Source organism: Mesorhizobium sp. ArgA1 (assembly GCF_053714375.1).
The window spans coordinates 64,022-84,215 of the sequence record NZ_JBSKBQ010000009.1 but is presented as its reverse complement, the minus strand read 5'-3'; the positions used below and the strand labels follow the sequence as shown (position 1 = coordinate 84,215).

Annotated in this window: 24 protein-coding genes; 8 read left to right on the top strand and 16 right to left on the bottom strand. The window is 60.7% G+C overall.

Annotated elements, in window-relative coordinates; translation table 11 throughout:
- Window positions 1-241 precede the first annotated feature (241 nt).
- Window positions 242-565, top strand: a complete 324-nt coding sequence (locus ACWGTI_RS19935) for an FAD-dependent oxidoreductase (RefSeq protein ID WP_454588689.1) — start codon at window positions 242-244, stop codon at window positions 563-565.
- 35 nt (window positions 566-600) lie between these two features.
- On the opposite strand, the gene ACWGTI_RS19930 is transcribed toward ACWGTI_RS19935, so the two are convergent.
- Entirely contained in the window at window positions 601-1,047 is a 447-nt protein-coding gene (locus tag ACWGTI_RS19930; RefSeq protein WP_454588688.1) for a winged helix-turn-helix transcriptional regulator, read from the bottom strand.
- Window positions 1,048-1,166: 119 nt separating this feature from the next.
- Here ACWGTI_RS19930 and ACWGTI_RS19925 point away from each other — a divergent pair, with 119 nt between their 5' ends.
- Entirely contained in the window at window positions 1,167-1,751 is a 585-nt protein-coding gene (locus tag ACWGTI_RS19925) for a dihydrofolate reductase family protein (protein ID WP_454588687.1), read from the top strand.
- 93 nt (window positions 1,752-1,844) lie between these two features.
- On the opposite strand, the gene ACWGTI_RS19920 is transcribed toward ACWGTI_RS19925, so the two are convergent.
- Window positions 1,845-2,273, bottom strand: coding sequence for a VOC family protein (locus ACWGTI_RS19920; protein ID WP_454588831.1), 429 nt, complete (start codon window positions 2,271-2,273; stop codon window positions 1,845-1,847).
- A 235-nt stretch (window positions 2,274-2,508) separates the two neighbouring features.
- On the opposite strand from ACWGTI_RS19920, the gene ACWGTI_RS19915 reads away from it, so the two are divergent.
- A complete protein-coding gene (locus tag ACWGTI_RS19915; protein WP_454588686.1) occupies window positions 2,509-3,720 on the top strand; it encodes an MFS transporter in 1,212 nt (403 codons plus the stop codon).
- Window positions 3,721-3,860: 140 nt separating this feature from the next.
- A complete protein-coding gene (locus tag ACWGTI_RS19910) occupies window positions 3,861-4,490 on the top strand; it encodes an ankyrin repeat domain-containing protein (RefSeq protein ID WP_454588685.1) in 630 nt (209 codons plus the stop codon).
- Between the two features lie 149 nt (window positions 4,491-4,639).
- Here ACWGTI_RS19910 and ACWGTI_RS19905 read toward each other — a convergent pair whose 3' ends face one another.
- The 3 genes from ACWGTI_RS19905 to ACWGTI_RS19895 all read right to left on the bottom strand — a co-directional run bounded on the left by ACWGTI_RS19905 (window position 4,640) and on the right by ACWGTI_RS19895 (window position 6,188).
- Window positions 4,640-4,942 carry a DUF1330 domain-containing protein gene (locus ACWGTI_RS19905; RefSeq protein WP_142868601.1) on the bottom strand — a complete coding sequence of 101 codons (303 nt, stop codon included), beginning with the start codon at window positions 4,940-4,942 and terminating at the stop codon, window positions 4,640-4,642.
- Window positions 4,927-5,421 carry a GNAT family N-acetyltransferase gene (locus ACWGTI_RS19900; RefSeq protein WP_454588684.1) on the bottom strand — a complete coding sequence of 165 codons (495 nt, stop codon included), beginning with the start codon at window positions 5,419-5,421 and terminating at the stop codon, window positions 4,927-4,929. Before ACWGTI_RS19900 ends, ACWGTI_RS19905 begins: the two co-directional genes overlap by 16 nt.
- 176 nt (window positions 5,422-5,597) lie before the next feature.
- On the bottom strand, window positions 5,598-6,188 hold the full coding sequence (locus ACWGTI_RS19895; RefSeq protein WP_454588683.1) for a hypothetical protein: 591 nt from the start codon (window positions 6,186-6,188) through the stop codon (window positions 5,598-5,600).
- 240 nt (window positions 6,189-6,428) lie between these two features.
- Between ACWGTI_RS19895 and ACWGTI_RS19890 the strand changes: the two genes are divergently transcribed.
- A complete protein-coding gene (locus ACWGTI_RS19890; protein ID WP_454588682.1) occupies window positions 6,429-6,617 on the top strand; it encodes a hypothetical protein in 189 nt (62 codons plus the stop codon).
- 70 nt (window positions 6,618-6,687) lie between these two features.
- Here ACWGTI_RS19890 and ACWGTI_RS19885 read toward each other — a convergent pair whose 3' ends face one another.
- The 9 genes from ACWGTI_RS19885 to ACWGTI_RS19845 form a co-directional block, all read right to left on the bottom strand.
- On the bottom strand, window positions 6,688-6,909 hold the full coding sequence (locus ACWGTI_RS19885) for a hypothetical protein (protein ID WP_454588681.1): 222 nt from the start codon (window positions 6,907-6,909) through the stop codon (window positions 6,688-6,690).
- A 29-nt stretch (window positions 6,910-6,938) separates the two neighbouring features.
- Window positions 6,939-7,607: an ATP-dependent DNA ligase gene (locus ACWGTI_RS19880; RefSeq protein ID WP_454588680.1), complete on the bottom strand. Its 669-nt coding sequence runs from the start codon at window positions 7,605-7,607 to the stop codon at window positions 6,939-6,941.
- A 273-nt stretch (window positions 7,608-7,880) separates the two neighbouring features.
- Window positions 7,881-8,219, bottom strand: coding sequence for a slr1659 superfamily regulator (locus ACWGTI_RS19875; protein WP_454577313.1), 339 nt, complete (start codon window positions 8,217-8,219; stop codon window positions 7,881-7,883).
- Between the two features lie 18 nt (window positions 8,220-8,237).
- Window positions 8,238-8,798, bottom strand: coding sequence for a slr1658 superfamily regulator (locus tag ACWGTI_RS19870; protein WP_454577314.1), 561 nt, complete (start codon window positions 8,796-8,798; stop codon window positions 8,238-8,240).
- Between the two features lie 3 nt (window positions 8,799-8,801).
- A complete protein-coding gene (locus tag ACWGTI_RS19865; RefSeq protein ID WP_454588679.1) occupies window positions 8,802-11,168 on the bottom strand; it encodes a SpoIIE family protein phosphatase in 2,367 nt (788 codons plus the stop codon).
- Window positions 11,165-12,343 carry a methyltransferase domain-containing protein gene (locus ACWGTI_RS19860; RefSeq protein WP_454588678.1) on the bottom strand — a complete coding sequence of 393 codons (1,179 nt, stop codon included), beginning with the start codon at window positions 12,341-12,343 and terminating at the stop codon, window positions 11,165-11,167. The genes ACWGTI_RS19865 and ACWGTI_RS19860 overlap by 4 nt, the downstream gene beginning before the upstream one ends.
- On the bottom strand, window positions 12,340-12,888 hold the full coding sequence (locus ACWGTI_RS19855) for a ubiquinone biosynthesis methyltransferase UbiE (RefSeq protein ID WP_454588677.1): 549 nt from the start codon (window positions 12,886-12,888) through the stop codon (window positions 12,340-12,342). Before ACWGTI_RS19855 ends, ACWGTI_RS19860 begins: the two co-directional genes overlap by 4 nt.
- A gap of 148 nt (window positions 12,889-13,036) precedes the next feature.
- Entirely contained in the window at window positions 13,037-14,779 is a 1,743-nt protein-coding gene (locus ACWGTI_RS19850; protein ID WP_454588676.1) for a putative bifunctional diguanylate cyclase/phosphodiesterase, read from the bottom strand.
- Between the two features lie 291 nt (window positions 14,780-15,070).
- Window positions 15,071-16,213 (bottom strand): helix-turn-helix domain-containing protein, encoded by a 1,143-nt coding sequence (locus tag ACWGTI_RS19845; RefSeq protein ID WP_454588830.1) that lies wholly within the window; start codon window positions 16,211-16,213, stop codon window positions 15,071-15,073.
- Window positions 16,214-16,505: 292 nt separating this feature from the next.
- Here ACWGTI_RS19845 and ACWGTI_RS19840 point away from each other — a divergent pair, with 292 nt between their 5' ends.
- The gene (locus ACWGTI_RS19840) at window positions 16,506-16,808 is read left to right on the top strand and encodes a hypothetical protein (RefSeq protein WP_454577320.1); all 303 of its coding nucleotides are present in this window, start codon (window positions 16,506-16,508) and stop codon (window positions 16,806-16,808) included.
- A 483-nt stretch (window positions 16,809-17,291) separates the two neighbouring features.
- The gene (locus ACWGTI_RS19835) at window positions 17,292-18,023 is read left to right on the top strand and encodes a DUF2270 domain-containing protein (RefSeq protein WP_454588675.1); all 732 of its coding nucleotides are present in this window, start codon (window positions 17,292-17,294) and stop codon (window positions 18,021-18,023) included.
- Window positions 18,024-18,152: 129 nt separating this feature from the next.
- Here the strand turns inward: ACWGTI_RS19835 and ACWGTI_RS19830 are convergent, their stop codons facing one another.
- Window positions 18,153-18,815: a sulfotransferase family protein gene (locus ACWGTI_RS19830; RefSeq protein ID WP_454588674.1), complete on the bottom strand. Its 663-nt coding sequence runs from the start codon at window positions 18,813-18,815 to the stop codon at window positions 18,153-18,155.
- Between the two features lie 367 nt (window positions 18,816-19,182).
- Between ACWGTI_RS19830 and ACWGTI_RS19825 the strand changes: the two genes are divergently transcribed.
- Entirely contained in the window at window positions 19,183-19,488 is a 306-nt protein-coding gene (locus ACWGTI_RS19825) for a hypothetical protein (protein ID WP_454577323.1), read from the top strand.
- 42 nt (window positions 19,489-19,530) lie between these two features.
- On the opposite strand, the gene ACWGTI_RS19820 is transcribed toward ACWGTI_RS19825, so the two are convergent.
- Entirely contained in the window at window positions 19,531-20,163 is a 633-nt protein-coding gene (locus tag ACWGTI_RS19820) for a Vgb family protein (RefSeq protein WP_454588673.1), read from the bottom strand.
- Window positions 20,164-20,194: the final 31 nt, after the last annotated feature.

Below are 20,194 nucleotides of genomic sequence, written 5' to 3'. Positions count from 1 at the left end.
CCAGCTGCTTCAGCGGCTCCTGCCGCCAACGTCATCCGCCTACCTGCGCTGGACGTTCGAAAGCCAGGCCATTGGCTCCTCATCCGTACGCGTACACTCCGAGATTGTGACGGAGAGAAGGCCAAAGCTGCTGCCCCAGCGCTCGCTCCCAGTTCTTCAAAGGAAGGTAAGCGCGGCCGACGACGACCACCTTACACAACAAACATGAGCTTGCGCGAATATATCCAGACTCGGCGCCTCGTTGCAGCCGGCCTTTCGCGATCTGGTGCGCAACACCGATATGGTTGCCCGCATCGCGGCACCCACGCTGCGCAAGCTGCCCGGCCTCGGCTCACCCTGGGTGACGAATGTCTATCCCGGCAACCGCCCGATGCTGTCGGACTGGCTGCCCGTCGCGGGCCGCGCCGCTATCGAGGGGCTCTATGTGCATGGCGGCATGGGCTCTATCGGCATGCATACCGCCCCCGCCACAGCGCGCTGGTTGGCAGACGTCGTGCTTTCGGGCAACGGCAATCCGAAGCAGACATGGCTCAGGCCACAGCGATTTGCGGGATGGGAAGGATGAGGCTGGGCGACATCGTGTCGATGTAGCCCGGGCCATCATCGCGAAGAGGAAGCCAGCGTTGCGCCCTGGCCGATATGCTCGGCGCGCAGCTTCTTCTTCATCTGCTCGAGCGCCGCCTCGCCGCCCGCCGCCAGCTCCTCGGCGATCCTGGCCAGTTCGTTATCGGCGTTGCGGTATTTGCTGCCCCAGGCGCCGAGGGTTGCCAGCACCGGCAACAGCTCGATGCCGGCTTCGGTCAGCCGATAGATCGCCTTGAGCTTGTGGGTGGGGTCGTCGCTTTTGGTGACAATGCCCTCATCCTGCAAGGTCTGCAGCCGCTCGGCCAGAGTGCGCGACGAGATGCCCTCGTCGGACAGCAAAAACTCCCGGAAGTGAGTCTTCCCCGCGAAAATCAGGTCGCGGACAATCAGCAGCGTCCAGCGGTCGCCAAGCAATTCGAGCGACAGGCTGATGGGGCAACCGGATCTTTCCCTGGTCGACATATCTATGGTTCCATTTCTAAATCACTTTACTATTGACATCATTTTTTCATTGCGTCAATGATTTTAGAAGTAAACCATATTCACCGAGGCGCCGCGCCGGTCGAATGAGGAGAGAGACGATGAGAAAGCTGATCCTGCAAATGCAGATGTCGGTCGACGGTTTTGTTGGCGCTGCCGGCGACGACCACTGGCAGCTCTGGGAGTGGGGCGACAACTGCCTGTGGGACGACGAATTGAAGCAGGATTTCAACGCCGTTTTCGCCGGCATCGACACCATCCTGCTCAGCCGCAAGATGGCCGAAGAGGGTTACCTCACCCATTGGGGCAATGCCGCGAAAAACTATCCGCGCGATCCCTTCTACGCCTTTGCGCAGCGCATCGTCGAGGCGCGCAAGGTGGTGCTGAGCGACAAGCTCGCGGCATCGCGGTGGGAGCGCACCACGCTTGCCAGCGGCGACCTGCCGCGCGAGGTCAAGGCGCTGAAAGCCGAGGGCGGCCGCGACATGGCGGTGTTCGGCGGTGCGGGCTTTGCCTCGGCGCTGATTGCGGCGGGACTGGTCGACGAATTCCAGCTGTTCATCAATCCGGCAGCGCTCGGCGACGGCGAGCGGATATTTGACCGGGGCGGCTTCAGGCAGTTGCGCCTCGTCGGCTCGAAGGCCTATGCCTGCGGCATGGTGGTGAACCGCTACGCCCCGGCTTGATCTGGTTCAATGTCTGAATCGGTAAACCGCTGCAACTCCTTGTTTTCAAGAGAATTCTGGTGGAGAACCGCCGGGAAATTTCTTGGAACTGCCCTAGAAATTGATCTCGACCGAAGCAGCGCTCCGCTTGGCCTGACCGTGAAACACCGCCTCGATGTTGTTGCCGTCGGGGTCGAGCAGAAAGGCTGCGTAGTAGCCGGGATGGTAGGGCCGCTCGCCTGGCGCACCATTGTCGGCGCCGCCGGCATCCAGGCCCACTTTGTAGAAGGCATCGACCATGGCGCTGTCCCTGGCCTGGAAGGCCAGGTGATGGCGCCCGGTCAGTTGTCCCCTCGCTGCCCGGCTGTCGAGACTGGAGATGAACAATTCGTCGGCCCAGAAATAGTCCTCGGCCTCGCCACCGATCGGAACACCAAGCACCTTGAACACCGCTTCATAGAAGCGCCGGCTGGCTTTGAGATCCCTGACCACCAGCTGGATGTGGTCGATGAGGCGGCCGCGATGCAGCTCCATGAGCGATATCTCCCGTTCACGAGACCCACAAAGCTAGCGCCGCAGATCGGCTCGTCAATTCGGAAGGGAATTTTTGGCGCTTGCGCCGCCTGCCTTCGCCATTCCGGATGGACTTCCGCGCAGACTGGATAAAAAATGCAACCGGATTGTCGGATTCGATGTCGGACCAACGTCCTTCGGACGCAAGCGGCGCAACGGAGCTGGAAAAAGTCGCGCCGCATCGAACCGATTTCGGGAGAAGACCATGAACAATTCCTACCGTTGGGTGATCGTCGCCGCCGGCGCGCTGATGACCTGTGTGGCGCTCGGCGCGATGTTTTCGCTGGCAATCTTTCTCGAGCCGATGGCGCTCGACACCAACTGGTCGCGCACCGGCATTTCCACTGCCATGACGCTGAACTTCCTGGTGATGGGCGTTGGCGGTTTCGCCTGGGGCGCGGTCTATGACCGCGTCGGTGCCCGTCCCGTCGTCCTCGCCGGCGCGGTGCTGCTCGGCCTGTCGCTGGTGGTGGCGAGCCGCGCCCAATCGCTGCTGGTCTTCCAGCTGAGCTACGGCGTGATCGTCGGGCTGGCGGCCAGCGCTTTCTTCGCGCCGATGATCGCGCTGACCACCGCCTGGTTCGACACCCATCGCAGCCTTGCCGTGTCGCTGGTCTCGGCCGGCATGGGCGTGGCGCCGATGACCATCTCGCCCTTCGCGCGCTGGCTGATCACCGCCTATGACTGGCGTACCGCCATGTTTGACATCGGCATCATGGCCTGGGTGCTGTTGTTGCCCGCCGTCTTGCTGGTGCGCCAGCCGCAGGTGGCGGCCGCGGCAGCGGATGGCGGTGCGCCCGCGCCTGTCGCGGACGATCCCGGCTTTAGCGTCGGCCAGGCGCTGCGTTCGCCGCAGTTCCTGGTGCTGGGGATGACCTTCTTCGCCTGCTGCGCGGCGCATTCGGGGCCGATCTTCCACATGGTGAGCTATGCCATGTCCTGCGGCGTGGCGCCGATGGCCGCGGTGTCGATCTACAGCGTCGAGGGCCTTGCCGGCCTTGGCGGCCGCGTGCTCTACGGCGTGCTCGGCGACAGGCTGGGCGCCAAGCCGGTGCTGATCGTGGGCCTCGTCATCCAGGCGGTGGTAATCGCCGCCTACCTCGCCGTCGGCAATCTCGAGCAGTTCTATCTCTTGGCCATCATCTTCGGCGCCACCTATGGCGGCGTCATGCCGCTCTATGCGGTGCTGGCCCGCGACTATTTCGGGCCGCGCATCATCGGGACGGTGCTTGGCGCCGCGACCCTGTTGTCCAGCCTCGGCATGTCGTTCGGGCCGCTCGCCGGCGGCATGATCTTCGACGCCTATGCCAGCTATTCCTGGCTGTTCATCGGCTCGGCACTGATCGGCCTGGGCGCGGCCGGCATCGCCATTGCCTTCCCGCCGCAGCCCAGCCGGGAACGGCTGCAGGCGGCTTGAAATCCCTGGTTCCCGCCCTGGCAGCGCGGAAATCTGTTTGCCCCACGCATGCGATTGTGAAAGGCTTCGGGCAGAAAATACCGCACGCCGGCCATGTCGGCGTGCGAGCCTAGCCAAGTCTGTTCACGGAGGCAGTTGCAGTGGGCCTGGAAGCCGAGGACGCGAGAGGCTGGTCGACCCTATTGGGTGCGGCGGAGAAAGGCGACATCGAGACCCTCCGCGCCGAGTTGGTGGCCGGGGCTGACATCAATCAGACCGATGAGGGCGGCTGGTCGGCGCTGCATCTGGCGGCCCACAACGCCCGCGGCCCGGTGCTCGAAGCGCTGATTTCGCATCCGCAGATCGACGTGAATTCCAGGAACAAGTGGAAGAGCACGCCGCTCAGCCTCGCCGCGGCCAAGGGACACCACGCAGCTGTAACGGCGCTAATCAAGCATCCCGACATCGATATCGACGCACGCGCCGACTATTATGGCCGGACGGCGCTGATCGAGGCGGCAAGGACCGGGCATCTGGATATCGTCAAACTGCTCGTCGAACACGGCGCCGACGTCAATGCGGCCGACAAGACCGGCCGCAACAGCGCGCTCATCGAGGCGATCAAGGGGCGCCACGATGAGGTGGTGCAATATCTGCTGGAAACGAGGAAGGTGAACTTCCTCAACAAGGACATGCGGCTCAATGCCTTGATCTGGGCCGGCAGCACCCGCAATGCCGAGCTTATCGAGAAGCTGGAAGCAGCGATCCACGCTTTCTTCGAAGGCAAGTAAGCGCGGCAGAGCGCTCCGCCACATTTCTCCCAGCACGACAGACCACGGCCTAGAGCTTTTGACCGTTTCACAGAAACGGTGAAAAGCTCTATTCTTTGTTTTTACGCAATTCCGGACGGAAAACCGCGCACACTTTTCCTGGAATTGCTCTAGGTCGGCGACAAAGCGATCCCTTCGACAGCGAGGATGCGTGTCCTGGCGCTGCGAAAGCGGATCTCCTTCAAACGCTCGTATTCCGGCGAATCATACCAGGCCGAAAGCGATGCCATGTCGGGAAATTCGATGATGACGAGGCGGTGCGGGTGCCAGTCGCCCTCGAACACCTTGGTCGCGCCGCCGCGCGCAAGATAGCGGCCGCCGTAGCGCTCCTCGGTGGCCGGAACCTCACGCCGGTATTGATCGAATACGGCCGCATCGGTGATATCGACATCGGCAATCAGATAGGCCGCCATCGGCGTTCTCCCCTCTCAAATCGTCTTCCACCTTTCAGGATCGGAACCGGCGCGCCGCCGCTGTCGTCGAAGAACTTTTCCCCCGGCTGATAGCCGCAGGCCCAATAGAGCGGCTCCCCGGCCATGGTCGCCCCGAGCTCGACGCGGCGAAAGCCTTCCTCCCTTGCCGCGCTCTCGCAAATGGCGAGGATCAGTCGGCCAACGCCACGCCGAACGAAATCGGGATGCGTATACATCGCCCTGACACGCGCCGTGTCCTTGGCGGGATCGAGCAATGCCGCATTGCGTCCGTGCGACTGATCGCCACCATATAGCGTCGCGCGCCGGCTCCAGCCGCCGCAACCAGCAAGAGCCCCACTGTAGGTCACGACAAAATAGGTTCCATCATCGATGAGCTGCGTGTCCAGGCCCATGATCGTACGGCTGGATTCGATCTGGGCGTCGTCGAGGAAGGGTTTCTGCAGCTCGGCAATCGCCAAGCGCCATCAGCGCCGAAATTCCCGCGATGTCGTCGCGTGTCGCTGTCCGGTACTGCAACTCCTGGCCAACCATCAGGGCAATCCCAAGGCCCGTAGACAATGGCGATATTATATTAGAATTGCTTATACTGAAGCTGAATTCGGAAGACGGAGCTGCCAGAATATGGATTCCCGCCCTATGGAAGTGGGGTAGGATCCCGGCCTCCAACGCCGGCCTCCACCGTCCTTGCGACCACCCAGCGGTGCTTGCCGATCTTGCGGACGCGCTGAAAACCTTGGCGTTCAAACATCGCCAGCGTGCCATTGTGCAGGAAGGCTCCAGCGACCGAGCGGCCTTCCGCATCCTCGGGATAGCTTTCCACCGTGCCGCCGCCGAGGCAGGCGATTTCGACCAGCGCGCCTGCCAGCGCCGCTGCTGCGACGCCCTTGCCGCGATAGGCCTTGTCGGAGAAGAAGCAGGTGATGCGCCAGTCCGGCAGGCGCGTCAGCCCTTCCTCGTAGGCGCGCCGGTGCTTTATGCGCGGCAGCTCCTGCGTCGGGCCGAACTGGCACCAGCCGACACAGGCCGCGCCGTCGAAAACGAGGGCCGCATGTGCATGGCCCTCGCGGACCCGGGCCTCCTTCTCGGCGCGGTTCCCGGCAGCGCCGACGCCTTTGGCATGGAAGGCCATGCACCAGCAGCCGCCCCAGACGCCATTGTGCCGCTCGACCAGCGTGGCGAATTGCAACCATGTGGTCTGGTCGAGGGGTTTTGCGCTGAAGCTCATCGTGACCTCGTGAGCGACGAAGAATAACCGATCTGAAAAAACTTTGAAGCAAGGCGTCGAAAGCTCCGACCTCTTCCTGCCGGAACAACGGCTGCAGCCGACATAGTATGTACAGGTTTCTCCCATCCCGCCCATCCGGTGAGGTCAGGAGAATTCGATTCAAATGCGGCTGTGGATGTTTGCTTTCGGGTAAAGCGAGTCGCACATGTTCGGCGCACGGCGGGCAACAAGGAGAAGCTCATGAAAAGCGACTTTGCCGCCGCCCGGCTGCATCTGGAGCGGGCCTGCCACTATCTGCGCGGCGACGGCGAAACCAGCAGAGAGGCCCTTGCGGCGCTCGACCTGCTGATCGAGAGGATCGTTGCGGCCCAGTACACACCGCCGGTCGCGGAGGTGTTGGATTTTCCACGGTCGGCAAGGCTGCGGTAGTCCCACGAAGAGGCCGCTTCGGATCGGAGCGGCCTCGGCATGCCATCGGCTGACGAGGCGCTCAAGCAATTCATGGAGCACCAGCATCGCCGCATCCGTTCGGGATTTCCTGGTCGTCGACCGCAACAAGAACGTCGTAGCCAATGCCGCCGACGAAGAGCACAAGATCGGCGAAAAATTCGAACACGATCCCGGCAATGAAATCGGCCAGACGCTGGAGCAGCTGGGATCGGCCGCGAAAGCGAATGTGGACATCAAGGGCTGAATGCTGCCCTGGCTGTCCGAATTGCAATCAGCGCAGCCGATGTACCTCTCTCGCCGTCACGCGTGGCCATCAGGGCCATTGGAGCCGTGCGAGGCTCGCGGATGACGTCCGGCAATTCGGAAATCGCCTTCCTCGAAATATCCGACCTTCAGCCATGTGGTCGACGGTCCGCTCCGGTAGCGGCTGTCGGCGCGCTTCGAGATGATGCCCTCAAGCCCGATCTTGTCGATGGTGCGGAGGATCGCCAGTGCATCGCCGTCGAAATGCTCGCTGTACCGGATCTTGCCGGCGCCAGGCTCAACCAGTTGCCACAGCGCCTGCTTGCGCTGCAGCAGGCGCAAGGGAGCAAGATTGTGCCCATCGAGATGGAGGATGTCGAACGCCACGAACACCAGCCGGCTCGGCTCATTCCAGATCGCGGCTTCCAGCGCAGGGCAATCGGGAGCGCCCTGCTCGCCGGCTACAATGACCTCGCCGTCGAGAATGGCAGCCCTGCATGGCAGCTCGACTGCCAGCGCGATGGGCCAGTATTTTGCCGTCCAGTCATGGCCGTTCTTGCTGAAAAGACGCACGCCGCCTTGATCGATGATGAGCTGCGTCCGATAGCCGTCGAACTTGACCTCGTGAACCCATCCCTCGTCATCGGGCGGTTGCTCGACCAGAGTCGGGATCTGCGGCGGAATGAACTCCAGCCGGCCGCCGCTGACCTTGCCACGCTTACTCAATAACGGACACCTTTGATAGCGTAGCGGGAGGCGTGTCGGCACAGGCAGCGACACCCCAGCTATCTGGACGCCTGCCGCCTGTGCCGAGCCCCCGCCAGACCCATATTGGGAGCATCTACCGACGAGGCCGGAATGTCGTTAGCTTCGCATCCTAATACTTGTCCTGGCGTACATATCTCGCTCGGCGCGGCGCTGTTGAGCCGTCCCCCACCTTGGCCTGTGCTATCCAGAATTGTCGCAGCCTACGCAGTCCTTTGACTTCGGTCGACTTGGTCAGTCCATCAAAAGCACCACAGCGGGATGCAGCTTTTTCAGATTCGGCAATGATTTCGATTGCCAGGGTATGTCGGGCGTTCCACGCACGACAAGTCGAACATCGGGATGCTTGCGCACCTCGATGGTGAATTTCGCCAGCAGGTTGATGCCGGAAGAGTTGAGAAAGTGAAGGTCCTTCAGATTGAGTGTAATGGAAGCGGGATTTGAGGCAAGAACACTGGTCGCCAAGGCCGTGATGGGCGCACCGGCCTCGGAGCTGGCAAGCCGCATCGCGCCGTCGAAGAAAATATCGCTTCCTTCGTTCCACACGCGGTAGTCGTCTGTCTTGATTTCCATGGCCTGGCTTCGCTTCTTCTAGTTGCGCGTTTGCGAGATCGGAATGGAGGCATAGGTTTCCAGGCAAATCCGATCGCCTTCGTCGGCGGAGCTGAATATCCAGGCCAGGCGTGCGCCATAGTCGCTCATCAACGTCAGCAATCCGAGTCCGGAGCGTGACACGTCGGGGCTCGCTGCATTCTCTTCAATTCGCTGTATCAGCAGGTCTCTGGGGTCGCCAACCGTGATGTCCGCCAGGAGGTTCTTGAACTCGGATGCGTTTTCACCATCGACGTCATTCGAGACCTTGAGCTTGAAGCACTCCGAATCCATCGACGCCTCGATCACGATCTCACCTGGTGCGCGAAATTTGACGGCGTTCTCGATGAGCTCGTTGACCAGATATCCTATGCTGTGCCGCACTTCGAGGTAGTCATTGCGGGACGACCGGAAGCGCAACGCGAAAAGATCGGCGATGAAGTCCGAGGTCGTGGCACAATGACGCCAACTCAAGTCGAGAGGTCCGTCGAACAGCCGCACGCGACTGACGCTCTCCTTCATCCCGATTGCAATGTCAGGGGTCCCGAACAGCGTTGTCATTGCCTATGTGTGCCTTATGATCACGAGGGTGATGTCGTCATGGATCTTCTGGACTCCGATATGGGCCATCAGATCGTCGATTATCCCGGTCTTGATGTCCTCGGCGCTCCCGCCGTGACGTTTTTTGGCGCTCTGGCAGAGGCGCTCGAACCCGAACAACCTTTTGTTCTGATCCTCAGCCTCGGTCACGCCATCGGTGTGCAGCACGATCACGTCGCCACTCTCGAACTGGATGTCACGCGTGTCGATGAACTTCGAGATGTCATTCTCCAGGCCAACCGGCATACCCAGGTCAAGCGTATCGATGCGTTCGACTTCCCCGTCCGCACGCACGACGAGAACGTCCTCATGCTGGCCGGATAGCGTTACCCGCTCATCCTCGAAGTCAAGAAAAGCCAGCGAGAGATGCTTGCCGGTGTTCGTCCGCTCGATGTTCTTGTAGATCGCTCTGTTCAGCCGGTCCAGAAACTGATGCGGATCCCCCTCGTTGGTCTCCTGCAAGGCGCGTGCAACGGATTGGACCATCAGCATCAGCACGCCGCTCTCGAGACCATGACCGGTCACGTCGCCGATGCCGACCTTGACCCGTGACCCGTTCTGCAGGACGTCGTAGTAGTCACCGCCGACCTCGTCGGCCGGCCGCATGTAGGCTGCGATCTCCAGCCCCGGAATCGCGTCGAGTTCGAATGGTCTCGGCAGGACCATCAACTGGATCTGCCTGGCAACCGCCAGCTCGGCGCCGAGGCGGACGTTCTCGTCCTGCAGCTTTTCGTTGAGAGCGGAAATCTCCTGATTGGCGTCGCCGAGCTCCCTGGTTCGTTCGTCGACGAGTTGCTCGAGGTTTTCCGTGTGGAAGCTGATCTGCTCGGCCATGCGGTTGAAAGCGATGCCAGCGGCTCCAACCTCGTCGCGCGTCGGAATGCTGACCCGGACTGAATAGTCCTTGGACTGGAGCCGCTGGGCGGCGCTGGCAAGTGCCCTGAGGCCCGCGGTGATCCGCTTCGAAATTCCGAGCACGGCCGCGAAAACAATCAGAAGCGAAACGATGATCGCACCGATCTGAAAGAGCAGAATACGATTGGTTGCGCGCGAAATACTCCGCTGCGCGGCGAATAGAGACGCATAGATCTCCCGCTCGGGAACGACGATCCCCACCGACATCGTTTCGGACTTGATCGGCCCAGAACTCCACAGATTGGTCGGCTTCAGTCGCTTGAGGACAACGATGTAGGGTACGCGTTCGCCCTTGTTGTCGAGCATGATATGCTGAATGACACCGTCATTGTTCTGGCCGAGGGGCAGCGACGCGATAGCCGGCTGCGTACTTCCCCGCAGGGACCGCTCCAGGCCGGTGACGCCCTGCGTGCCCGCGTCGCTTGATGAAGTCAGGCCGATGATCGCCTGGCCCGACGAATTGATCGCCACCACATTGCCAGTCGACATGGTGAGGAAGCCGAATCCGGTTTCTGCAATCTTCACCCTTTCGACGACTTCCGCGAGCTGATCGAGAGTGATGTCTGCCCCGGCCGTACCGGCGATACCGGTGCGATCGCGCGTCCACAGCGGGTGGAAAAAGCTGACGATCAGCTTTCCCGTGATTGCATCGGTGTAAGGCGCTGTCTGGGTGATATCGTCGGCGACCGGACGCGAGGCTGGATCCCTGGCCCACTGCTGCCATGAACCATAGATTCCCGGAAAGAAGAACTCCCAGAACTCCGCCTTGTTGTGGCCCGGATAGAGCTTGTCGAAGGTCTGTGCCTGGTCCGTATACGGCACTGTCCTGAAGATCGGCCGTTCTTTTGGACCAATATAGTACATTTGCAGTTTGGACGACCCGCTGGCCATGAGAGTCGGCGCGACGAGATCGATGACAGTACTGTCTTCTATCTCCTTCTGAACGGCCGGCAGCGGTGTGTGGTCGGCACCCAGCAGGTAGCCCCAAACGCTTATCACGGAAGGCGCGCCCGGCATGTTTTGCGCCCAATCGCCCTGCGCGTCGTAGACGACCTTCACAGCGCCGGGCGCCTCATGCGACAGCGTCGCTCCGACCTGTTGCTGCCTCGTCGGATCGTCGATCTGGGCCTGCAGCACGCCGGCCAGCGCCTTGACGTCGCCATGTACCCGATCGAGCAGCAGGTCGACGCTCAACGCCGTCGATTCCGCATAGGAACGAATGTATTCCTGGTTTGCGGTCGTCAGGCCCTCACCGACTTCCGATGTGGCATCGCGCGACAGCTTCTGAACATTCCAAAGTGCCAAACCACCGCTCATCAGGAGGTCGAACAGCACGGCGCCGCCAACGACCAATACGAATTTTGCCCGAAAGGAGCGCAGGCCGAAGCGTGGCGTCTGCTCGTTGTCGGCCTTCATTGCGGTCTTTGCCCCGATGCGACCCAGATCGGCCAACCCGCATAACCCTTGGGGTGCAGCGCGGCGAAAATGTGGTCCTGGAAGCCCTGCCGGAACTGCGCAACGAACTCCGGTCCATCGCCGCGCCTGGTCGCCATCTCGCCCGCATAGACATCCGCCCAGGCCGCAATGACATCGGCGAAATCCTGCGGATCGCCGTCCAGGTTAGTGACCATGAAGGTCTCGACACGGATGTCTTCGAATCCGGATTCGATCAGATATCGCCGGCTCTTGGGCCCAAGCTCGACGTCCATCTCGAAATGCCCGAACAGCTTCGCCACCTCGTTGTAGGTCCAACGAATGCTTTCGGCGCGCGGCTCGCCGAGGCAATGCGAATTCTTCTCATTGGTGATATAGACCCGCCCGCCCGGCTTGCATATGCGGTAGAGTTCCTTGAGGATGAGTTCAGGCCGATTGAAGATCTGAAGGGAATGCCGGCAGGTCACTAGGTCGAACTGCCCTTCGTCGAGCAGCATCTCCGACGCATCGCCATAGGTATATTCGATGCCCCGGATATCGAACTCCCGCATCACCTGTCGAGCATAGTTCAGGCTCGATATGGAGTGGTCGAGCGCGACGATCCGCGATGGCTGGAACTCCTTCTGCACGAGCACGGCGAAATCGCCGATCCCGCAACAGATGTCGGCCATGACGATCCCCTGCCTCATGCCGTGTCGCGGCAAGATTGCGCGCTCGTGGCGCCAGGTCATCTTCGTCTGTGAACGCAGGATCGGTACGAACCCGCCTTCCTCGAGGAAGCCCTGTCCCGGATAGAATTCGCTGTCATACTCCTCGACCGTGATGTTTGGTTCTATGCCGCTCAGGCGACCAAATTTTCGCGAGGTCCATCCGACGACGCTTGACGTGATGACGACGAATTTGAGATCGGGCCGAGCACGGCAGGCGTCGATGATGATCCTCGAAAAAGCGTGAAACGCGGCGTTGTTCATTTGCGTCAGTCGTCTGACATTGACGTAAAGGACGCCGCGCACACGGCCGATCGCATCGCGGAGCAATGCTATGCTGGGCCCAAGCTCATCGATCGCCTGAGGCCGGACCACCCCGGATATGGAGAACTCCTGGTTGTTGGCGTCGTATTGCGCCTTGAAGCGCGGGAGGAGGTCGTAAGGGTTCAATGTTGCAGGCCTTCAAGCGGAAGATCCACGACAAGCTTGATCGCATCGCCATCGGCTTCCTCGACCCTGAGTGTGGCGTTGTACTCGACAGCCAGTTCCAGGAGCACGACCTCCCGGCTGGCCGAGAGATCGCCAGACACCGAATTGAGGTATCGCTCCCTGGCCTCCGTTCCTGCGACGTGTGACACGGCTTCTTCGTAGAATTGGCGCTCCTCTGGCACGCATGGGAGTGTCAGCTCGATCCTGTCCGTCGCGCCGTGGCGGGACACCCTGCATGCCAGTTCACCATCGGCATGGCGCGTACGAAAGGCGACTTCCAGCAATTCATTGAGGGCAGAGGAAAAGAGATTTGAATGCCGAACCGAGTCTGATCTGTTTTGACTGATCATCCGGGCCAGGTACGTCGAGACATAATCGCAGTGTCTCCAGGCGGAGACGAAAGCTTTGATTTCCATGTCGATCTGGATCATGGGCGCAAAAGTCGGCTCGCCAGCCAGCTCATGATGAACAGATCCCATCGGCATCCTCCCTTGTTCCATCAGCATTGAATCCTCGAGGGGTGATGGCCTCCGCGAGGACAAGGTTCACTGCGCACCTGATGAGTCAGTCTCGCACCGACTCGAAGAATTGCGCGGTATCTGCCTTGATCGTTCTACAAATCTCCACTTCAGCATTAACAAAGGGTGCAGGGCGCTAGAGCGCCCGATTTGATCCCTCCATCGCCCGTACCACTCTCAGCGGGGACCGCCTGATGAAATCGCTGACCGCCTCGACGCCAAGTGGCCGCCCCAGGAAATTACCTTGCAGACAATCGCAATTTTCCTTGATCAGCCACCTTGCCTGTGCCGACGTCTCGACCCCCTCGGCAGTGACATTTATTCCCAGGCCGTGTGCCAGATTCATGATTGATCGCACGATCGTTTGGCTTTTGAGATCGGTCTCCAGGTCCGCAATAAAGTACTGATCGATCTTCAAGGTATCGAAGGGAAAGTTCTTAAGGTAGCTTAACGATGAGTAGTATGTTCCGAAATCGTCCAGAGAAATTCGTATTCCCAAGACGTTCAGAGTATTCAAGGTGTCGATATTGTCGATCGTCTTCTCAAGCAGGACCGTCTCGGTTATCTCAAATTCAAGTCTGTCGGCTTCGATTCCGACTGCGTCGATGATCTGAGCGACGGTGTCCGTCAGCGAACCGCTAAGGAACTGAGCTGGTGACAGGTTCACTGCGACGGTCAGCGAGGAAGGCCACGTCAATGCCTGGCGACAAGCTTCCTCGAGCACCCATCGTCCAATGTCGTCCATTAGACCGTCGGCTTCGGCGATCGGTATGAACACGTTGGGCGGAATGATTCCGACCTCCGGGTGCCGCCACCGCAGCAGCGCTTCGAAACCGATCACTGAGGAGGGAGGCCGAATGAGCGGCTGATACTCCAGATAAAGCTCGCCCCGCTCCAGCGCGGTTCGAAGGCTGCGTCTCAGATTCTCGCGTTGCTCGAGCAAGAGCAGCATCGAGCGGTTGAATGTTCGAGCGCAGCCGCGTCCGTCTGTCTTGGCCGCGTAAAGAGCAATGTCGGCGGCTTTCATCAACTGTTCGCCATCGGTCCCGTGCTCCGGCCCGAAAGCAATTCCGATACTCGAGCCGACGAAGACAGGAATGCCGTTGATGACGAACGGGTTCTTGAAAGCGTCGACCAGCGATCCAGCGAGGCGCTCAGCCTCTGCGGGCTGCTCCTTTCCCAATTGAATGACAGCGAACTCATCCCCGGCATACCGGTATGCGGATTCGCCGTCCTGTAGCGCGTCGCGGATACGACCCGCCGCGAGTTGAAGAAGAGTGTCGCCTGCGCCATGGCCGAGCGTGTCGTTGACCGCTTTGAAATCGTCAAGGTCGATTTGCAGAAGGGCGGCTTTCGGCTCTGATCCGCCGAGGGAGGCCATGGCCAGCTGCAGCCGATCGCCGAATCGCCGGCGATTCTGCAGTCCGGTCAGCACGTCGTGCGTCGCTTGATGGAGCAGAGTTACATGCTCTTGCTCCTCTACCACGCTCCGCCCTTCGCGCCCCCTTGATTCGATGATTCCCACGCCATTTGCAGTGGCGAAGACGAAAGCGGACCGTGGCGATTCATCCGATGATCGCGGCAAATCAATGCTTGCCGGTGAGCCGCCATGGAACACACGAAGAAATTCGTCACGATACTTCGCATCGAGGAAGCTCGGGTAAATCTCCCAAACGGCGGCACCCAGCACCACCGCGCCTCCGTACACGCCTTTGAGTTTGGCTGCGTAGTGCGTCAGACAGAAGTCGCGATCATAAAACGACAAAAATTCGGTCGTGTACGCCAAAAGATCAGCGAGCAGCGCTTCGGCGGGACGTGATGCATCGCCTGAGGAAGGCCTCTCACTCTCCGTGCCGACCCCTGTTGCCTCCGGATGCAATAGCCACCTCCATAGGCGGTTAGAATCTAGGCCCCCAGTTCAGAAATAGCATAACTGTCAAGCTTCGCAAGCATTCAACTCGCAATCTCAACAACAATCGCGTGCTGCGTAGTTGCAATGCATGCTTCCTGTGATTGGTAGCGATAACGATGAACAGTTGGTTAATAAACCGGAATTGGCTATATGACTGATAGCCCGGTGGACGGGCCACGGATATTCTGGTTCATGTGGCGGCGTGATCTTTCCCGCCCCTGTGTGACTCCGCCCGCATCAACCCATTCCAATCGGTAATCAGCTTCCGAGCGCCTTTAGCCAACCTTCAAAGGAAGGGGCCTCGTCGTGCCCAGCAGGCGAAACGAAGTGGGCAGGGCGCGGCAACACCACAGTAGTGCGGCCTTCGCGCGGGCTGTAACCGAATTCCTTGCTGAATGCCCGGCTGAAATTGGCGGCTGAACTAAACCCGAAGGCTTCGGCAATTTCAACAATGCGCCGGCTGTCCGCCGGATCGCTAAGGGCAATATGGGCTGCCAGAAGCCGGCGGCTTTGTATGTAATGGAGAACACCACCGCTTGGTTCGAACAACTGATAGAGACGAGAGCGCGATACGCCGAGCGCCCGGCACATTGAATCCGGTGTCAGATGAGGCGTATCCAGATTGTTTTGGACGTATCGGCGCGCTCGCTCCATCAGCGCGACACCCGCCAATTGTTCAGCGGCGGCAGCATGTTCCGCCGGTGGCGCGAGGCAGGCAATGATCATGCTGCGTGTTGCGTGAACGATGCGGGGCAGATCTTCGGCCGTGAGACTGCGCAGTCTTGCTTCGACGCTGTTGACGTAGTCAACCAAGAGGCTGGCAAAGTTGCCGAGCAGAATTGAATTGTTCTTCGCGTCGAGGGTTGCGGCCACATCAGAGAACAAATCACGTGGCAGATAGAGAAAGAGGCTTTCGGAGTCCGTTGTCCTCCCGCGAAACGGATAGCCAAGCGACCTGATCTCCAATCTGCCCGGCTGGCCTTCTGCAACGCGGCGATCGACCTCCGTCCAAGACCGGCCAGTACGTGGCAAGGCGATATACCAGTGATCGATCGAACTGGAGCGAAGCTTGGCGGCAGAACGGATGTAACTATGTGCCGGAGCGTGCTGTTGGACGATCAGCATGCCACCAAGGTTCCAAGCCGTGTGGTCGGCGGGAAAGCCATCGTCCGGCGACTTGCCATCCGGCAACTTCACCTCGACAAGCGGAGCCAAGTGCGCTTGCCAGGTGGCGAATTGATCCTCTGGCGCCAGTTCGAGCGTTGAAAAGGACAAAGGCTGGAGCGCCGGCCCGAGTGGCGAAATTGACTCGTTATGAGATTGAGCTTCGCGCGGCCAACGACGCCGATCACCCTCCGGAGGCTGCTTCGCAGGAGTCTTGCCTTGCCTTTTTGCGTCCATCGCGTGGTCCATATCCGAATCGGCTATGCCCATGCCCCTCGTAATCATGTGGTGTATCCCGGGTATCTGGCAAGACTTTGAGGCCTATATCGACAACCAGCCGGATCAAGCCGTTCGGTGACCACGACCGCCAACGGCAGCGGAACTTGCTTCGACAGAGCAGGCGATCACGCTGAGTTACAGCAAGAAATGCATTCCGAGATAAGTTTCTGGATGCGACGCTAACGACACTCTTCAGCCCGCTGCATATACATTTGACCATTGTGGAAGCGTATTTGGGGAGACCGTCGAAATGAACACAAAGCTCAACAGCGAAGCTCGTCGCAAGATAATTCTTGACGGATACATCAACAACGAGCCGTTGAAGGATATTGCGGCCAGGATCGGATGCTCACTGGCAAGTTTGAAAGTCACAGCCAGTAAAATCGGCTGCACTCGAACTCCGAAGGAGGCGGCCGATTTTAGGCGCGGCTTTCGTATCCCGGAAAACAAGCGACATGATTACTACCAGTTGATGAACATTGGTCAGTATAAAGCTCGTGAGTGCGCGCAAATTTTGGGACTTCTGACCGTTCAATCGTCAGGAAACGAGTAAACTCACCGCAATACACTGTCGACGATATTATCGCTGGAGCATTCCATCGCCTCAGCGGCTCGTCGGACAGCGGGCCCTGAAAGGTTCGCACAAATGCCGCATGGGCGCTTCAACCGCACCTGCCTCAGCCCCCACGATCTGGCTATTTGCGAACACGTGTTCGATCAGGTCTGCGCGGACGAGAATCGAGACCCTTTGGACCCGGACGCCGAAATCCTGGCGGTGATGGTTGTGGCCATTTTTCGAAATGCTCACACCAACGAGCACGAATTGCTGGAAGCGGTCAGGTCTCGTCGGCGAAGGGTTGTGGGAGGCGGGCGCTAGCGCACCGCATTCGATCGCGTAGGCGGGCGGGCCGGACTGAGCATAAACCCCTCCAAGGAAAGAGGCTGGAACGTTTCGGACCGCCGCGCGTTGCGTTTATTAGGGTGAAGGCCGGCTTGTTTCGGCCGGCCACGGCGTTAGGGAGGCGCGTGGCGGGGAATGTCGCAGGTCAAGACCTTTAAGCCCGACGAAGCAGCGGCCGCGCCGCGGGTCTCCGATGCGTTCGCGCTGAAGCTCACCTCATCGGAACTCGCGACCACCATGTCACATTTCCACCGCGCCGAAATCGCCCGCATGGCCGGCTGGCGCGACAGGCTCGACCGGACCAGCAACTGGGCGATCACCGTCGTCGCCGCAATGCTCTCAGTCTCGTTGTCGACACCCAGCGCCCATCACGGCGTGCTGCTGTTCGCCATGCTCTTGATCACGCTGCTTCTGTGGATCGAGGCGCGGCGCTATCGCTTCTTCGACGTCTACCGGGCCAGGGTGCGCCAATTCGAGCGCTACTATTTCGCGCAGATCTTCTCGCCGCAACCCGACTACGCCTCCAACTGGCTGGCCATCGTCGGCGAAGGCCTGCGTGCGCCGCGCTTCCTGATCTCGCAGCGCGCGGCTTTGGTACGCCGGCTGCGCCGCAACTACGTTTTCATGTACACGATCCTGATGCTGGCCTGGGTGCTGAAAATCACCACGCCCAGCCTGCAGCGCGAAGGATCGCCGATCGGCTTCGGCGCGTCATTCCTCGACGCCGCGCGCGTGGCGCAGCTCGGCCCTGTTCCGGGCATCTATGTCGTGTGCATGGTCGGGTTGCTCTATGTCGGCATGTTTGCCGCCGCTTTCCTTATCTCGAGCGACGAGGGCGAGCTGTCGCATGGCACCGTGCACGTCTGAATCATAGTCCCGAAGGCGCAATCCGGTTTCTGCTGCGCTGATCTTCAGCAGATATTGTCGACCGTCATTGCGGTCGGTTGCGGCCGGGGTTCAAGACCCATCTCAACCCAAGCGCGTGCGCGACCTTGCTCAGGGTTGCCGGTTCAGCCCAAACTGCGCCCGAAACTCCCTGGTGTCGTTGCGATTGGGATAGGGCTGGTCGGGCACTGGAACGCGCAGATGCGCGCACAGCGTGACCCAGCCGTCGCCCAGTTCGTGGACCAGCAGCCGCTCCGGCGGCACCGTCGCCATGACCGCGGCGACGTTGGCTTCGTAGATGGCAATCGCGGTCGCGCGATCCTGCGCCCTGCCGCCGAAGACCTGCTTGGCGATCAGGGAGATGCCCAGCGCCTCTTGATCCTGGAGCTGGCTGATGCCGGCCAGGATGGTCTTCTCGAAACTCTGCCACCAGCTTTCCGGCGAGCGCCAGGTGAGGATGACCGGGGCGTCCGGATAGACCTCGATCAGCTCGCGCCAATAATGCGCCGATGGCCAGTCCATGCAGGAGGCATAGCCGGCAAACAGCTCGCTCCAATCAGGCGCAGCACCCTTCGCCACCGCGCGCCAAAGCCGCTTCTGATCCTCGTTGGCGATGACTTCGGACATGTGATGGCAGGGGCCAAGGCCTAGGATGGTCAGCGCTTCGCGCATCGAATCCGTTCCGGTGCGGCCAAAGCCCGCTCCAATCACCTTGATCGACATGCCCATTTCCCTGGTTCGAACCGCCGAGGTCGGCTGATCGGCCTCGGCCACGAAGGCACTGTCTTGCCTGGGCAGCTAGAATGCAGGCCGCCAGAGGACATGGCAATCGACAAAGCCGAGCGATGCGGGCACGGCTTCCGCCCACTGCCATACTCATATCGGGGCCAATTCGATCGGCGGCGGCGCGGTGGTCAAAGTCAGCGAGCGTCTGCGGCTACGGACCGAATATCTCTTCGACCGGTACAAGTCGATCGACATCGCCGTCGACGGCGCCGTCTCGCCGCGTAGCGGACGAAGTGCCAGCGCCGGACGCTTGTCCGGCGTGCGTTCGCCAACGATATCTCATCTTGCACAAAGTTCGGGTTGACCGCTGCCGGGCACGCGGCGACTATCGTTGCAACGTGCAGGAGGATACGCAATGGACGAACCCGATCGCTGGCGGCACATGGCGAGCGCGCCCAAGGACGGCAGCCGCATCCTGGTTACGGTGCGACCGTCCGAGCAGGGACCTGCGGAGGTTGACCTCGCTTACTGGTCGCGCGCCGACCAGTTCGGCACAGAAGGCTGGCGCTCCTCCGATTCGTCGCCGGGACGCGTGATCGAATATCCCGAACCGGAGCTGAAATGCTGGATGCCGCTGCCGACGGCCAATTTGAGCCGGGCTTCGATGCCGGCGCCCTGGGCAGGCGAAGACGCCCAGCAACTCGACGGCTCAGGGATTTGATGCCGGCAGACAGTTACACGGCCTAAACGCCGCCGCAGCAGCCTATTTCGGGCGACGTACCGCGCGCACCATGGCGCCGGGGCCACTGCCGCAGAAGAAACGGTCGCCGCCGTCGGATTCGAGCCCCGACACGCCTTTCCCCGCCGGCATGTCGAGCCGCTCCAGCACCTTTCCGGTCTGCGGGTCGACGCGCCGGACATCGCTATGGTCACCCTCCCAGGTGCCGTGCCACAGCTCGCCATCCACCCAGGTCACTCCGGTGACGAAGCGGTTGGACTCGATGGTGCGCAGGATTTTCCCGGTTTCGGGATCGATCTGATGGATCTTGCGCGCTCGGTTCTGGCCAACCCACAGCGTGCCCTCAGCCCAGGTCATGCCGGAATCGCGGCCGCCGCCGGGCGCCGGAATGGTGGCCAGCACCTGCCCCGTGTCGGGGTCGATCTTGTGGATGCGATCCCCGGCCAGTTGAAACAGATGCCGACCATCATAGGCGGTGCCGGCATGGGCGGCGACATCGATCGAGCGCAGCGTCTCACCGCTTGCCGGATCGAAGGCGGTCAGCCGGTCGCCGGCGGCAAACCAGACATTTTGTCCGTCGAAGCTCACGCCATGCACGGTGTCGACATCAGGAAAAGGTCCGTATTCGCGCAGGATTTCAGCTGTTGAATGTTTCATGTCTTGATCCTCGACCATGGCCACAGAACCC